At 41.0% G+C, this 15,784-nt stretch carries 16 protein-coding genes and 1 pseudogene; 16 read left to right on the top strand and 1 reads right to left on the bottom strand.

What is annotated here, in order from left to right; all coding sequences use genetic code 11:
• Positions 1-5 precede the first annotated feature (5 nt).
• The 8 genes from cobT to OCV11_RS20575 all read left to right on the top strand — a co-directional run bounded on the left by cobT (position 6) and on the right by OCV11_RS20575 (position 7,608).
• Complete coding sequence (cobT, locus tag OCV11_RS20540) at positions 6-1,064, top strand: nicotinate-nucleotide--dimethylbenzimidazole phosphoribosyltransferase (RefSeq protein ID WP_261897871.1); 1,059 nt, start codon at positions 6-8, stop codon at positions 1,062-1,064.
• A 491-nt stretch (positions 1,065-1,555) separates the two neighbouring features.
• Positions 1,556-2,557, top strand: coding sequence for a hypothetical protein (locus tag OCV11_RS20545; protein WP_261897872.1), 1,002 nt, complete (start codon positions 1,556-1,558; stop codon positions 2,555-2,557).
• A gap of 248 nt (positions 2,558-2,805) precedes the next feature.
• Positions 2,806-3,930 carry an ISAs1 family transposase gene (locus OCV11_RS20550; RefSeq protein WP_261894327.1) on the top strand — a complete coding sequence of 375 codons (1,125 nt, stop codon included), beginning with the start codon at positions 2,806-2,808 and terminating at the stop codon, positions 3,928-3,930.
• 116 nt (positions 3,931-4,046) lie between these two features.
• On the top strand, positions 4,047-4,442 hold the full coding sequence (locus OCV11_RS20555; RefSeq protein WP_261897873.1) for a hypothetical protein: 396 nt from the start codon (positions 4,047-4,049) through the stop codon (positions 4,440-4,442).
• Positions 4,443-4,604: 162 nt separating this feature from the next.
• Complete coding sequence (locus tag OCV11_RS20560) at positions 4,605-5,459, top strand: hypothetical protein (protein ID WP_261897874.1); 855 nt, start codon at positions 4,605-4,607, stop codon at positions 5,457-5,459.
• A 1-nt stretch (position 5,460) separates the two neighbouring features.
• The gene (locus OCV11_RS20565) at positions 5,461-5,904 is read left to right on the top strand and encodes a hypothetical protein (RefSeq protein WP_261897875.1); all 444 of its coding nucleotides are present in this window, start codon (positions 5,461-5,463) and stop codon (positions 5,902-5,904) included.
• 155 nt (positions 5,905-6,059) lie between these two features.
• Positions 6,060-6,530, top strand: a complete 471-nt coding sequence (locus OCV11_RS20570) for a hypothetical protein (protein WP_261897876.1) — start codon at positions 6,060-6,062, stop codon at positions 6,528-6,530.
• Positions 6,531-6,693: 163 nt separating this feature from the next.
• A complete protein-coding gene (locus OCV11_RS20575; RefSeq protein WP_261897877.1) occupies positions 6,694-7,608 on the top strand; it encodes a hypothetical protein in 915 nt (304 codons plus the stop codon).
• Between the two features lie 340 nt (positions 7,609-7,948).
• Here OCV11_RS20575 and OCV11_RS20580 read toward each other — a convergent pair whose 3' ends face one another.
• On the bottom strand, positions 7,949-8,977 hold the full coding sequence (locus tag OCV11_RS20580) for an IS110 family RNA-guided transposase (protein ID WP_261897878.1): 1,029 nt from the start codon (positions 8,975-8,977) through the stop codon (positions 7,949-7,951).
• 307 nt (positions 8,978-9,284) lie between these two features.
• Between OCV11_RS20580 and OCV11_RS20585 the strand changes: the two genes are divergently transcribed.
• The 8 genes and pseudogenes from OCV11_RS20585 (at position 9,285) to OCV11_RS20620 (ending at position 15,617) form a co-directional block, all read left to right on the top strand.
• Positions 9,285-10,412: an ISAs1 family transposase gene (locus OCV11_RS20585; RefSeq protein ID WP_261894326.1), complete on the top strand. Its 1,128-nt coding sequence runs from the start codon at positions 9,285-9,287 to the stop codon at positions 10,410-10,412.
• Positions 10,413-10,434: 22 nt separating this feature from the next.
• A pseudogene (locus OCV11_RS20590) lies at positions 10,435-11,484 on the top strand (ISAs1 family transposase); the annotation flags it as partial.
• A gap of 431 nt (positions 11,485-11,915) precedes the next feature.
• Positions 11,916-12,299 (top strand): hypothetical protein, encoded by a 384-nt coding sequence (locus tag OCV11_RS20595; RefSeq protein ID WP_261897879.1) that lies wholly within the window; start codon positions 11,916-11,918, stop codon positions 12,297-12,299.
• A 75-nt stretch (positions 12,300-12,374) separates the two neighbouring features.
• Complete coding sequence (locus OCV11_RS20600; protein ID WP_261897880.1) at positions 12,375-12,791, top strand: ASCH domain-containing protein; 417 nt, start codon at positions 12,375-12,377, stop codon at positions 12,789-12,791.
• A gap of 158 nt (positions 12,792-12,949) precedes the next feature.
• On the top strand, positions 12,950-13,384 hold the full coding sequence (locus OCV11_RS20605; protein WP_261897881.1) for a DUF4274 domain-containing protein: 435 nt from the start codon (positions 12,950-12,952) through the stop codon (positions 13,382-13,384).
• 123 nt (positions 13,385-13,507) lie between these two features.
• Complete coding sequence (locus OCV11_RS20610) at positions 13,508-13,948, top strand: hypothetical protein (RefSeq protein WP_261897882.1); 441 nt, start codon at positions 13,508-13,510, stop codon at positions 13,946-13,948.
• A 98-nt stretch (positions 13,949-14,046) separates the two neighbouring features.
• Positions 14,047-14,367, top strand: a complete 321-nt coding sequence (locus OCV11_RS20615; protein WP_261897883.1) for a hypothetical protein — start codon at positions 14,047-14,049, stop codon at positions 14,365-14,367.
• Between the two features lie 110 nt (positions 14,368-14,477).
• Positions 14,478-15,617, top strand: a complete 1,140-nt coding sequence (locus OCV11_RS20620; RefSeq protein ID WP_261897884.1) for a hypothetical protein — start codon at positions 14,478-14,480, stop codon at positions 15,615-15,617.
• Positions 15,618-15,784: the final 167 nt, after the last annotated feature.

A 15,784-nucleotide genomic window follows, 5' to 3' on the forward strand; every position in this document is an offset into this window, starting at 1 on the left:
CGCTAATGATGTCTTTAGTAGCGTTAGCGGAAAGTATCCTTCCCGTTGATGATGAGGTTCGTACTGAGGCTCAACATCATGTCGAAAGCCTCTTCAAACCCGTGGGAAGTTTGGGGCAGTTAGAGCAACTGGCCTGTCAATTGGCTGCGATTTACCGCACGACAGAGTGGCAAATTGGGCGTAAAAAGATTTTTGTGATGGGCGCCGACCATGGCGTTTATGACGAAGATGTCGCGGTATCGCCGCGTGAGGTCACTGCCATTCAAGCCATGAACACGGTGAAAGGGGAAACTGGCGTTGCCGCGCTTGCCTATGCTAACCGAGTTGCCGTGGAAATGATCGATGTGGGCATCGACAGCGAAGCGTTGCCGGGTGTCACCAATATGAAAGTGGCACGAGGCAGTGGCAATATCGCCCAAGGCCCGGCCATGACCTATGAGGTTGCAGAAAAACTCATTATCGACAGTGCTTTGTATGTCCAAGAGTGCATTGAGCGCGAACTGCTTACAGTGATTGGTATTGGTGAGTTGGGTGTTGCCAACACCACGCCAGCTGCCGCATTGGTGTGTGTGATTACCCGCCGCGATCCTGTAGATGTGGTTGGCCTAGGGGCAAACTTGCCTAGCGACCGCTTGGAACACAAACTGGCGATTGTCAAACAGGCCATTGAAGTTAACTTTCCTAATCCTACCGACCCAGTTGATATCTTGGCAAAAGTAGGCGGCTTTGATGTTGCCGCTATGACAGGCGCTATTTTAGGTGCTGCCGCCAAACAGATTCCAGTGGTATTGGATGGGTTTATCTCCTACGCCGCAGCGCTATTGGCGTGCCAAATTGCGCCCTGTGTTTGGGACTACTTGATTCCATCGCATCGTTCCGCAGAAAAAGGCGTTGGTTTAGTTTTAGAGCAGCTGCAACTTAGCCCATTTATTGATATGGAACTGCGCTTAGGCGAGGGCAGTGGCGCGGTACTTGCCATGCCATTTATTGATGCAGCTCACGCCATGTATAACCGCATGGGTAAGATGGAAGACAACGGATTGGAACTGCCTAAACCGGTATAAACCGATTTGCCCCGCAATACGAAACAACGAGCCTATTACACAGGCTCGTTGTTTATCACTCCAAAGTAAATAGCCCCAAAAATCAATCCCCCTCGAAATCTGCTACATCCCATCGATGAATTAACTATACACACATCAAATACCCCATAAAAATCGAAGCAAAATAACACTTTAGGGTGGTAAGGACTTTACTCCTTTGGTATAACTCATATGCAATCTGTATATGTAAAACAGTGTGAGTTTCTGTCAAGAAAGGGCGGTAGCTTGGCAAATTTCAATATACTGTATATCCATACAGCTTTGAAAAAGCCGCCTGTGGATAGATTAAAAAGACAAGGGCGGCATTTTCTGAGGTATGACCAGAAGCTAAGCGGCTGTTTTACGGAAAAATGTGGTTTTGTGTGAGACAAAATCTTAGTTCTATAAAGACAAGAAAATACAGACGTTGTCTTGATAATATCTGTTAGGCGATAAAAGGATTTAACTTATCGATGAAGAAGTTGTTCTCAACTCGCGAGATTGAAGGCATATATTCAGGTGCCAACTCTGCCGTTTGGTATTCTCATCAACACGCGCGTGCTCACGCTAAGAAGCATACCCGCGAAGAGGATTTTGTTGCGACATTAGTCACTGATGGTGTTCCTCTTCTGGCCGAACGATGGGCGAGTCTGCTTGAGCCGAAAGGAATTTCGATCCGAGTATCTGGAGTGTTTTGTCATGGACACCCTCAAGTGGCATTCGGCTCGCCGCGTCGCCGTATCGAGCTTGCCGACTTGCTCATCGTTCATCAACACATTGGCCGCAAAAAAGCGTTCTCTCGGGCAATTCTCTTGCAAGCAAAAACGTCGACTGACGGCACCGCACATCTCAAGTCTAATGACTCACAGTTGGAGTTGTATTCAACTTGGCCAGCATTTGAATTCGTCACTGGAGGGCTACGCCCAGGGTTGCGTAACTTTGGTAAGAATTCCTCTGGCTCACGGTACGTGCTCGTCTTGAACCTACCGCAGTATCCCGAAGAAATAGACTGGCCGGATCAGTGTCCCTGGGCGACGAGTAAAACCACACGAAATCTGGAAGCGGATACATCCTTAGCGAAGCTCTTGGGTAACATTTTATTGTTCCAAGATGGGAGGCCATTCTCACTTCATAGACCACGTAGCGATTGGTCGAAGACGATAAAGGAATTGCTACAGGTAACTGGTAGCAAAACCTATCGAAGGTCAAATCTTGGCCGTGGAGATACCCCGAGGGGATCCTACGATTCCGAGGGGTTGGTTCTCAACTATGCTGGCAGCCACGCTTTTCCGATAGTCAGCGGATTCCTGTCCAGCAGCCGGATGCCGATTTTAGAGCAATCCTTTGATGTTGCGATGAAAACGGGTGAGGGTGATCAAAATATGCCACCAATTGGGCTTGAGAGCCCCGACGAACAAGATCCCAGTGGAGTGTCCTCATTGATTATTGAAACCTTTGATCCGGAGCGAGACTAATGAGTAGCAAAGTCCAACCTGCGCCTAACAAGTGGCAGCAGCCGGAACGTTTTTACGCTCAGGGCAAACGCATGAAACCCCTTGGTTTTAAAGGCCTGTAGAAAAGGTTATTTTTGGAAGAGCCGTTCGGTTTACCATCATCAAATAAACCTTAAATCACAATAAGTTAATTGATCATGATGATCAACAAGTTCCTTATTATGACTTTGTGATCTGATAGCCTCACTATCAATCACTTAGTTTAACTCATGGATAAAAAATCGTTGTTTGAGCATCTTTCTATCGTAAGAGATTTTCGTCAAGACTGGAAAGTCGACCATAAATTGACAGATATTTTGTTCCTAACCGTTTGTGCCGTGATTGGCGGAGCAGATGGTTGGGATGAGATAGAAGATTTTGGTCAAATTCACGAGTCTTGGTTTAGAGCCAGAGGAGAGTTTGAGCAAGGAATACCGAGTCGAGATACCATTCGGCGGGTGATGAGTAAGATTAATCCATCGAAGTTGCAACAAGCCTTCATTTCTTGGATGAAAACGTGTCATGAGCTAACGGGCGGTGACATTATTGCCATTGATGGTAAGACCTTGAGGCGCTCTTTCTCAAAAGACCACAGTGCCATTCATATGGTCAGTGCGTTCTCGGTGAAAAATTCGATTGTGTTAGGACAAGTAAAAACAGAAGAGAAGTCGAATGAGATCACCGCCATCCCAGAGTTATTGGAGCTACTTGATATAAGCGGTTGTTTAGTGACGTTAGATGCGATGGGTTGCCAAACAAAAATAGCCAATAAAATCATCGAGTCCGGCGCGGACTATCTTCTGGCGGTCAAAGGGAATCAAGGTCGACTGGAAGAGGCATTTATAAAGCACTTTCCGATGCCAGCAATCCTGACATGGCCCGGAGACAGTTACGTTACTACGAACAAAATCGAGCATGGACGGCAAGAGCAGAGACTATATATCACCAGTGAGTTATTTGATGATTTTATAGACTTAGGCTTTGAATGGCGAGGCATGAAGACATTGGGAGTCTCGATGTACATGCGCAGCAATCCTGGAGAAAAACCGAATGCAGATGAGATATTTATTCGTTATTACATCAGCTCAAGGACATTGAGTGCAGAGCAATTTGCCGAGTCTATCCGTAGTCATTGGCATGTAGAAAATAAGCTGCATTACAAGTTGGATGTGGGGTTCAACGAAGACCAAAGTCGGATACGAGCAGACGATGGATCAGAAAATTTTGCTAGGATCCGCCATATGTGTATTTCACTACTTTCGAATGAAAAGACGTTCAAAGGAGGAGTGAAACGCAAAAGGAGAATGGCTGGGATGAGCGAAGCGTATTTAGAGAAGGTACTTGCAGCCCTTTAGGGATGGGCACCTTCATGCTTTTGCCCTGTTTTTACGCTCCAGCGTCGCTCCAAAACGTCCGCTGTGCCGAGCGTTATGTTTCTACGTGATTAAGAGTAAGGCCAGGAAAATGGAAAATGGAAAACGAAATCAAATTTCAAAACCTACGCATGATTGCGCTGGAAAAAGGTGGAAACTACTCATTGAATATTTCAATTGCTAGCGGAATTGTGGATTTTGGTGTCACAGTTGCTTTGGAAAGGCGTGACTATGAGGTCATTTCAACTGATGAATTGCGAGCGACATTGCTTCAGGCCGCGATGCATCATCCATTTCAGCTTAGACAGACTGCTCTTACCGAAAATGAACAAAGAAAGTACCTGGATATAATACTTCATTCGCCAGAATCTGAGGTCGAGAATTTCCTTACGGAGTTGGATCATGGTCCAGCAAATGGAGCTATTTCAAATATGGTTCACATTACTGCCAAAAGAGATTATCAAAGTTTGCGAGACGGGAATTGGTTCAATTAAAAAGGCCAATAAACATAACAATCCAATGCAATTGACGCAGTCAAGCTTTGCAGTTGCGGTTTAAAGTTTTTTAAACGCTTTGGTTACAGCGCAATGCGCAATTGATTGGGGCGTTATATTTTAAATGCGGTAACATTTTTAAATTAAGATTTAGGTAATTAAGTGGCAAACATAAAATCTCGGCGTCGTAATGAAAAGTTTTTACGCATTTTAAATGGGTTGGGGTCTATATTATCTCTTGGTGTAGGTTCAATAATCCAATTGGATCTAAGTTCATCTCAAATTAATCAGTATCCATTTTTAAAATATATAGTTTTACAAATTAAAGCTTATGCACCAGCACTTCTTATTGTTGCTGTAATTTTATTGGTCGTTACATATGTATTGTTGAAATGTTCATCTTCAGTCGCAATACTGAAATGTTTACAAGCAAAATTGGATGTTCTTCGGGGATGGATATGTTGTGATCTCTCTGGAGATTTTGATGATAATCATAGGGTTACACTATTTCAATATAAGTCCACTTATTTCGGTCTCGCTTTTCGTAAAAAATATTGGGCTTGTAAGTATTTTCCTTGGTCTTTAACGAAAACACCTTGGAGTGGTTGGCTTGTTCCGGTTGCTCGTTCGGGTTATACCAATCAAAAAGGACGTTCAGTCTTTTGGGCTCCAGATTCGGGACGCAATGCTGAAGGTGTTGTAGGGATCGCATGGGCTAAAGGTGGGGATATGGTTCACTTTGAAAAGCTACCAAAGATAACGAAACAATCGTCGTCTCAGAATAGATGCAAATATTGCGATTGTACGAAAATTAGTCCATTGTTATTGGATAGATATATTGAAACTGGTACTATACCTGCTAGATCTTTTCTTGCGTTTTCGTTATTGGTAGATGCTGAACCTTGGGGGGTTGTTGTTGTCGACAGTCAAAGTGCACAAGGTATTGATGTTACTCAAATTGATCGTGTTATAGAGAACACTTGTAGTTTAGTTCCAATTTTGCTTGAGGAGTTATAATATGAAAAATTATTGGTATCCATTAAGCAAGTTCTTGTATGAAAAAGAGAACGATAACAAATCTGAAAAGTTCAAAACTTATTTGTCCCCATACTTTGTCCCCAAGGCTTACCGAGTTGGTTCTGATAAAAATGCAAAAGCGATTATAGAGTTCAAGTATTTAGATGTAAAGGAGGATACAGTAAATGTTACTCATCCTGAAAACCATCGGATGTATTTTGAAATAGGTAAAAAAACAAAAAGAATTTATAAAATATATTTCTATGCTATGCCATTAGTTAGAAATGATGAATTTGAAATATATTTTAAAGATATAGATAGAGCTTTTAATAAGTTATCCAATAAGTTTAGTAAAGACTCTAGTGATAATAAGTATATTGCTACGTTAGAAGCCACAAAAAAATGCCTTTCCTCTATTGAATCGCAAATGGCGTTAGCTAAATAAAATATAACAAGTCGTTTCAATTGACAAAATATATGTCACGAATTTTGCTTCGCAAAATGTAGTGCCATATATTTTGCAACTGTTCTTTGCGTTAGCAAGACTTCACATTGAGCACCAATAATTAGTTATATAATACAATAAGTTAAGTAGGAAATATGATAAAAATTAGTGGTTCAGTAGAATCATTTCAAGCAATTACTAAAACAATGGTTACGATTAATTTGAATATGGGTACTGAACGACAAATTGTACGTTTAACTGTTGGTGAACCATGGGTTGTATCTAACGGGGATCATATTGATGTTATTGGTGAATATGATAAAAAAAGCGGAGTATTTTCTGCTTATGGCTATGATAATTTAAGTAAACGAGTGAGATTTTTCCCTGAATACTCTTCAGGAGTTAAAGTAATTGCTTTTTTCTGGTATCTAATTACAGGTTTTTTTATTTTAGGAACAGGTTTTTTATTAAGTGTGAACTTATTTGATTCTCGTGGGCCTGATTATTTAATGTGCTTAATTGTTGTAATACCTTTTTCTATTAGTTGTTTTGCATTTTGGTTAGGTTATAAGCGTTTTAACAAAATAAAAAATATTTTTAAAGAATGCAGGGCTATGGAGATTTAAGTAAGAATTTAACTTGCTAACAAGAGCAACCAACAGACAAATTAATCGCTTAGGCTCTTAGTTTGCTGCTGTTGCAAGCGTTAGCTGTATAATGAACTATGGCAAGTAATATATTAAAAACAAAGTATTGAGGACTTAGTTGAGTCTATAATTTAGAGGCAATATGCAGTATCAAGAAGTAAGTCAAAAGGTTTATTACTCAAATAAAGAATATGTTCCAATTGGTGAAATAGCACATTCACTTATTGCCTTTGAAAGCTTAATTAAGCAAGCACCAGAAGTGCTCGAAGCTCTTTTCCCTGATTTGACTATTATTAATGTTGAAGTATTTATTAAAGAGTTACGTTCCGATAGTATTTGGGAAGATTTAGTCATCAAACTTATTTTCGGTAATCAGCAAAGGTTTGATGAATGTATTGATAATGTTAGACAAAAATTAGGTATTGAAAAAATAATGGAAAATCACCCCAACTTTTTGTCTGCAGTTTTGATTGCTATGATTTTGGCTGGCGGAGCCTATTATTTAGGTAAATCATCTGCACCGGACAACAAAGAAGCTAAAGAAACAATTGAAGCAAATAACAATACTATTATTCAAATTGGAGCAGGTATGGTTGATATGACAGCAGATGAATTTACATCTATTGTTATTTCAGCAATTAAAGATAAAGAAAAATTAGCAAAAAATTCACTAAATGTCGTAAAACCAGCGAAATTAGATCCAAATGCAACAATTTCATTTAATGATGATCCTAATCTAAAGATAACAAGTGCATCCATTAAAGCAATGCCGGAATATAAATCTGTTTCTGAACAAGAAGAGGAATTGGTTGAAGATTTTCATGATGTAAGGCTTGAATTAAGAGCTATTGACCTTGATTCTACTAAACATGGTTGGGCTGTTGTAGCACCGTCATTATATAAAAAGCGAGTTAAATTGCAGCTTGATCCGACAATTAAACCTAGCGACTTAAAAAATAAGCTATCAACTAATGGAAATATAACAGTTGTTTGGGGCTTTGATAAAAAAGGTAACCGTATTCCAAAAATAATCTTTCTAAGGGAAATAATTAATTAAGATAGTTCAGTGAAAAAATACAGCTAACAAGTCGCATCAATTGACAAAAATACATGTCACGAATTTTGGTACCCAAAATGTAGCGCTATGTATTTTTGCAACTGTGCTCAGCTACATGGACTCCCTCTTTTTGTCAACAATAGCTCTCTTAGACAACAGAGGATCGGACAGCAGATCTACATTCGGTATTTGACTGGCTTACTTGCCATTACCCTGATGATTTTCGCTTGATGCTTGCCTCATTCGTTAGACAGTATTTTCTACTTCTGAGCACAACAGGCTTTAGCACCTCGGTCTGACCGTATTGTCATCAATAGCTATTGTGTTGACTCGGTGTGAGCTAACTGGTTACGTAGTCAGCTTGATATTCTTTTCCCGAAGTCAGTAATGCCCAAATAATTCGGGCGTTCTTAGCGGCTAAAGCAACAATAGCTCGTGTATAGCCACGTCGTTCAACCAATTTTTGTAACCAGAGACTGTTTCTGTCGGTTTTATCTTTGCATCGAGCAATAACCGCTCGTGCGCCATGGACAAGCAAAGTTCGAATATGCTTATCACCTCGTTTACTGATTCGACCGAGCTGAGCATGACCACCGGTAGAGAATTGTCTTGGAACTAAACCGATCCATGCTGCGAATTGGCGGCTGGATTTAAACTGTTTACCATCGGCAACAGTTGCGACAATTGCTGTAGCACTATGTTCACCAACACCAGGAATGGTCATCAGTTTTTGTGCGCTTTCCATGTGTTTAACGATGGCGTAAATTTTACGGTCATAACGTAAAACCTCGTCGTTCGCATTTCGTATGCGTTGAACTAAATCAAAGAGTAATTCACGAGCTAAATCAGGGATACCATTTTCCGCATCTTCCAAAATACAGTCGATGGAATTTTGTAATGTGAACCGTCCTTGAGAGATCACAATACCAAATTCAGAGAGCAATCCACGAAGTTGGTTAATCGTTGCAGTACGGCTTTTAATGACGCCTTGGCGAATACGGTGAAGGCAAAGAACCGCTTGTTGTTCAGGGCTTTTTATACTGACAAAACGAGTTTTTGGTCTGCCAACAGCTTCGCAAATGGCTTCAGCGTCATTCGCATCATTCTTTTCATTTTGGCGGTATGGAATGACGAACTTAGGGGCCATTATTCTCGGGTCATGACCAAGTTTAATCAGTTCTCTAGCCCAGTAGTGGGCACCGGAGCAAGCCTCCATACCAATTAAGCATGGTGGTAAGTTAGCAAACACCTCTAACAGTTTGTTTCTTTTGACAGTTTTTTTAAGAACACACTTGCCATATGCATCAACGCCATGAATACTAAAAACATTCTTGGCAAGGTCAATGCCAATAGTTTGAATGGTGGACATAGCAACCTCCAAATGATCAACGCGTCATGGTTAAGTATGGCACGTGGTGGCTTGGGAAGAGGGAGTCCATATCATTCGTTATGTGAAATAGGGAGAAACGAAAGTGGATCGAATTGATAAGTATGCAGGGATCAGGGAAACCGCATGAACATCCTTGATTTTAAAGGGCTGAACTAAGGATAGAATTCTTTATATCACCTGGATTTTTATTGACTTTTCTCGCATGTTTTTACATTTACAAAGGATCGATTTGTAGATCATTTTCATTGTTTTCTAATGGTTTCGTATTAAAAAACGGAGCCTTTTCATGACCAGTTTAGCGAACCCATTTATGCATTTTTCAGCCTTAACCGATTACCGACAAACGGGGAAAGTCACCCACAAATTATCAGACATTATTTTGCTGACAGTTTGTGGTGTTTTATCGGGACAAGATACATGGGAAGGCATCGTTGATTTTGGTGAAATGAGACGAGATTTTCTCAATCATTATGGCGATTTTTCAGCGGGTATTCCGTCAGCAGATACAGTGGCAAGAGTGGTGGGTTTACTCAATCCGAAAGAGTTTCAATCGGCCTTTATTGATTGGATGAAAGACTGCCATGAACTCACGAAAGGAGAGGTTGTCGCTGTTGATGGAAAGACGGTGAGAGGGTCTTACAATAAAGCCAAGGGTAATCAAGCGATCCATATGGTTAACGTGTTTGCGACAGCGAATGGAGTTTGCTTGGCGCAATCCAAAGTGAACGAGAAAACCAACGAGATCACGGAGATACCTAAGCTACTGGAAATGTTAGATATTGCTGGTTGTTTAATCACAATCGATGCGATGGGGTGTCAACGAAAAATAGCCCAGAAAATCGTGGATAAAAGCGCGGATTACTTGCTGGCAGTGAAAGGAAATCAGGGTAGTTTAGAGCAGGCATTTAACGACTACTACAAGCCTTCGATGTTGATGAAGTTTGATGGTGATAGCTACTCAAGTCAGGACAAAAGTCATGGTCGATTAGAGACTCGATGTGCACTGGTGAATGAAGACTTGAGTGTGCTAGGTGACCTTGAGTACGAATGGCCGGAATTGAAGTGCATGGGCATCATGGTGAACGTTAGACAAGAAAGCGAGCACGCTTCAGAGAAAGAGGTGTCAGTCCGCTACTATATCAGCTCAAAAAAATTGAGTGCAGAAGAACTGCATAATGCGAGCAAAAGTCATTGGTTAGTGGAGTCAATGCACTGGCAATTAGACGTGGGTTTTAGAGAAGATAAATGCCGCATCAGAGTAGATGATCGAGCCGAGGAATTATCGAGGATCCGTCAAGCTTGTTTTAACTTATTGAAGCAAGAAACGAGTGCGAAAGGTGGCATCCAGCGTAAGAGAATGCGTTGCGCGATGGATGAAAATTACTTAAGTAAGGTTCTCGGAAGCCTTGAATGACGGGGATGTTCATGCGGTTTCCGTGTCAGACATTATTTTGCTGACAGTTTGTGGTGTTTTATCGGGACAAGATACATGGGAAGGCATCGTTGATTTTGGTGAAATGAGACGAGATTTTCTCAATCATTATGGCGATTTTTCAGCGGGTATTCCGTCAGCAGATACAGTGGCAAGAGTGGTGGGTTTACTCAATCCGAAAGAGTTTCAATCGGCCTTTATTGATTGGATGAAAGACTGCCATGAACTCACGAAAGGAGAGGTTGTCGCTGTTGATGGAAAGACGGTGAGAGGGTCTTACAATAAAGCCAAGGGTAATCAAGCGATCCATATGGTTAACGTGTTTGCGACAGCGAATGGAGTTTGCTTGGCGCAATCCAAAGTGAACGAGAAAACCAACGAGATCACGGAGATACCTAAGCTACTGGAAATGTTAGATATTGCTGGTTGTTTAATCACAATCGATGCGATGGGGTGTCAACGAAAAATAGCCCAGAAAATCGTGGATAAAAGCGCGGATTACTTGCTGGCAGTGAAAGGAAATCAGGGTAGTTTAGAGCAGGCATTTAACGACTACTACAAGCCTTCGATGTTGATGAAGTTTGATGGTGATAGCTACTCAAGTCAGGACAAAAGTCATGGTCGATTAGAGACTCGATGTGCACTGGTGAATGAAGACTTGAGTGTGCTAGGTGACCTTGAGTACGAATGGCCGGAATTGAAGTGCATGGGCATCATGGTGAACGTTAGACAAGAAAGCGAGCACGCTTCAGAGAAAGAGGTGTCAGTCCGCTACTATATCAGCTCAAAAAAATTGAGTGCAGAAGAACTGCATAATGCGAGCAAAAGTCATTGGTTAGTGGAGTCAATGCACTGGCAATTAGACGTGGGTTTTAGAGAAGATAAATGCCGCATCAGAGTAGATGATCGAGCCGAGGAATTATCGAGGATCCGTCAAGCTTGTTTTAACTTATTGAAGCAAGAAACGAGTGCGAAAGGTGGCATCCAGCGTAAGAGAATGCGTTGCGCGATGGATGAAAATTACTTAAGTAAGGTTCTCGGAAGCCTTGAATGACGGGGATGTTCATGCGGTTTCCGTGATGCAGGGATAAGCTTCTGGGGTGTTTTTATTATTGCTGCTTTCATCAAGGTATTATCATTAGACGTTATGATAATTAACTTATTAAAAACGTTAGTTATTCTGGCTTTGGTTCACATGCTTTTGTATTCATTCTATGTGTCTTTTACCGTTAAAAAAACGTCGCATAAGATCGGCCTGACTGCGTTTTCAATTGTTTTTCCAATAGCTTCAGGCTTCATTTTGTACTTTTTTAAACAGGTCTTAAAAATTGGTGCTCGATAGTTGGGTTTTCACATAACAAACGCCTCAAGAGGGACTGTCAACGCGCGGAGTTTCCAGTCTCAATGAGCCGCGGTGGTTTCGGTTGTTGTGTTCGAGTTTAGTGGTATGCGTTGCCAGCCCCTTAGGAGGGCGTTAGGTTTCAAGTGAGAATATCAAACTTCATCTTTTCATTGGCAAGCTTCATTGCTGTTAGTGTTGGCCTAGCTAATCGTTTAGGTTTGGTCAGTGGCACATTTGGACTAAACGAAGCTTTTTTAATATCTGGTTTCTCTGCATCAGTCATTGCCTCGTGCATATGTTACAAAGTCGGCTACACACTTGCCGCTATGGATATTAAAGGGCGTTTTTCTGGTTTAGCGTTGTTTTTGTGGTTGTTATTGGTTTTCGACCTAGTATTTGGCTTTAACGTATTCTTCGTTGAATACTCAAACAATTTTGGTAGCTTTGTAACACTGTTTTTACTCTCACCAATTGTAATTTTGTTATATAAAAAAGGCCGTCAAATTGTTGCAAGCAATGAAACCTAACAAGAGCAAGCATCAGACTAACTCATCGCCTAGGCTCTAGTTAGCTGCTGTTGCAAGCGTTAGGCAGATTGAAAAATGGAAAAAGAAATCATCATCAACATAAACGGTAACCCCGTACCAATAGAATACTCCGATGGCAACACTCATATAGTTGGTCTGATGGACAAACCTTTTGGCGCCATAAAATCTGGGAAAAAGAGAGTTGAAATCCGTGCTAATAGCGATGAACGGCCTTTTGATTATTCCACTGTCAAAGCCAGTCACACACTACGGTTCATCAACGAAGAATCAGGCGAATCAATGGACACAAGAGTTATGCGTGTCACTCATTACCCCAATGTAAAAGTCTTATTTGAAACGGAGGGTACAGAAAAAGCACTTTCCGTACCTTGGAGTGTTGATCAAGGAATTGAGCTTATTCATAGTTTTCCTGGATACAAAGAAAGCATTGAGAAGAACGGAGTATACGCAATAGAAATCGAAGCCATATAATCTGCCTAACAAGTTGTTAAAGAGGGACTTGCAACGCGTGGCATTTTTAGTTTGCAGTGACTTCGGTGTTTAAGGTGTTGTGCAGATAGTCATTTATTGCGTTGCTGCGCCCCTTAACAAAGCGTTATATGTCAACGTGAGTAGTGATATAAATAAATATGATTAGCGATTTAGAGAAAATGCGGGTCGATCAAATCCAATATGAGGATGATCTTGATAAGGCTATAGGTATTGCTAAATTATCTGAGAACCCTTGCTTCCTTCAGCAATATTCGATTAGCTACAATTGGGATAGTGGACTTAGTTTGCCAACTGCTATAGCAAATAATAAATATTGTGATCTTGGTACAGCGTTGACGTTGTTTTGGCTGGCTGAAGGTATGTCTTACTTTTTGGGTGAATTAGATAGAAATGAGTACAATCATGATTGGGCAAATTTATGTGATCTACTCATAGATAGGTTGGTTAATGGATTTTATAAATTGGGGCCCGTAAGTTTCAAACCAAACATAAATAAGGTTACAATTTATAAATACAACAAAGCCAATGTGCCACCTGTACTTTATCAAGAGGTATGTGGTGCAAACATATAACAAATGCATGCAGCAGGACCCAAACTCCGTTCCGCAAAATGTGCTTCGCTGCGCTCAGTTTATCACATTTTGCTCCACTCCGTTTGGGCCTCTGATGCAGGCGTTATGCCTCAGGAGAAGCCAATGTTCGGGCTGTTTAAAAAGAAATCTAAGCCAGAAATAAAGCGAGGCACAGAAGCCCCTGTAGCCCCTTTTGAAATTTTATTGCCTGAGGAGCTAACTCAAGGCCAAATTCCAGATCTTCGTATCGGCTCAAAAGTACTTGATATACTTCGAGCAAATTCAAATGATGTGCAAACTCTTGAAGTTTTCGAGGGTATGCCCGTTGTAAATTCTAATAACGCTCAACTCAAAGAATTTGCAAATGTTGTAAACGGTGCAAAACAAACGCCAGCTTTAAAAGACCAAATTGGCTTAATGTGTTTTGCTCCAAAGAAACCAGATTCTATAGGTGTGCTTTGCTGTCTCGTCAATGGTGTTCTGCATGAGTTCCACATTGCCAATCGCGGTGGCGGCGCAACATTAAACTATCAATTTACAAGGGTCGTACATGCAAAGGCATAACAAGGCCATTAAATTCGCTCCCTACGGTCGCCGGACGCTCGCAAGCTCGCGTCGTTTATGGCGGCGTTATAACTCATCAAGTTATGAGGTACCTATATATGAAATACGAATATGTAAAAGGTAGGATTAGCGATGCAGTAGAAGAATTATGCATTGGAGAAGGTGATGCAAGATCTAGATTACTTAGTGCAAATGAAGCCACATCCAGCTTATTAGACAGACATTTCCCAACAGAGTTAGTCAGCGATTGGCAATCGATACAGAGGCGTATGACGAAATACGGTCCCGGAACCAATTTTGCAGGAGAAAATGTTGAGGGAGCTGTTGCTCATACTATGAGAAAAATTAAAAATAGAACTGCAAGTAAAATAGCTCAAGATATATTTAAACTGCATAAAAAATTGGAATCAGAATACTAAGTTATAACAAAACGTTCCAATTGACCTCCTAGTGTCACGAATTTTGGTTCCCAAAATTAGCGCCAGCAGTCGGCAATTGAACTACACGTTAGGCATATAGAGACATTACCATGGATGAAAATACAGGGAAATTCTTAACGCAACAGCTGTATCCTGATTTGAAGAATTGGATACCAGCATTGTATCGGCGTTTTAAAACGCCCTTAGACAAATTAAGGGCGCCAATCTTTAGCTCTCCTTCTGATCTGCTCAACGCACTTAAATCTAATCAGGTTAAACCTGACAGCTGGGTTACTCTCGAATGTAAACCTTCTATGTTTGGTCCATTTTTACGTAACCATTTTATTACCCCTTTCATAGGCCACCACACAAGTATGCGGCTAGGGCCGCCACTTGTTGCTGAGAACCCGGTGATGGCAATTATGGGGCAGGCAACTTCTCATCTAAAGCCAGTAGGTATGTACCCGCCAATAGATGATGATTTGTATCAAATCTGTCTATACCCATCAGATGCGACAGTTTGTGGAATGATAGGTTTGATACCAGGTGTAAATGATCTAGTTGAGTATTTGCCGGCAGTATCTAATGGAAAGAATCTCAGCTTTTGTGGAATGAGTTGCAATGTTAGAGGTGTAGTAAGGCAAATAGACCCTAAATTACTAACTGATATAGGTGTTCCTATTGAGCAATATGAAGAACTTAGGCAATCTGGCGATATTTGGTTTTTAGATTTGTCTGTAGATGAGTCTGAGGTGGAGCCTCATGGTGAAGCTGTTACTACCGAAATGTGGGGCGGTTTATATGCCAGTGGTCATATCGAAATTAGGGATGGTGAGTTAAAGGTTGATCCACTTGTAGATGGCATGGTTGAGTCTATAAAGAAGGTTGGGTTCGAGCCGCATGTAACTCAAAATCAAGCTAAGAGAAGAGAGATAACAGTATACGCTCAAGGTATACGAGCAGTTATTGATATTCAATCGCCAATATACTCTATCCATATGGATTCAGAAATTGCACTGCAATATAAAGATAACAAGAAAAAATTCGATGCAGTTTGCAAAGGGTACCTCGACGTTATAAATGAAGTCGCAGGTATTTGCAATGTAGATGTTGCCAATCCAGACGATCTTGACTTTAGCTACACAAACTCAGAAAAGTCGTATTCCGTGCTTAAATCACTTGGCGCAGATCATATAGCTGATCCAGTCGGTATCGCTATAAGAGATTGGCACCGAAAACGAGGCAAATAAATGCCTAACAAAACAATTCACACGGACAAAATATAGCTTCGCTCGTTCCTCACTTCGCTTTATTTTGCCGGTGATTGTAGGCGTTATGCGTTTATTGAACTGCGATAGTATCCTCACATTTGTTCCATTACCTTTCTCTATAATATTAATTTTGATTTTCATCGAAG

It is taken from the genome of Vibrio porteresiae DSM 19223, assembly GCF_024347055.1.
GTDB classification, from domain to species: Bacteria; Pseudomonadota; Gammaproteobacteria; order Enterobacterales; family Vibrionaceae; genus Vibrio; species Vibrio porteresiae.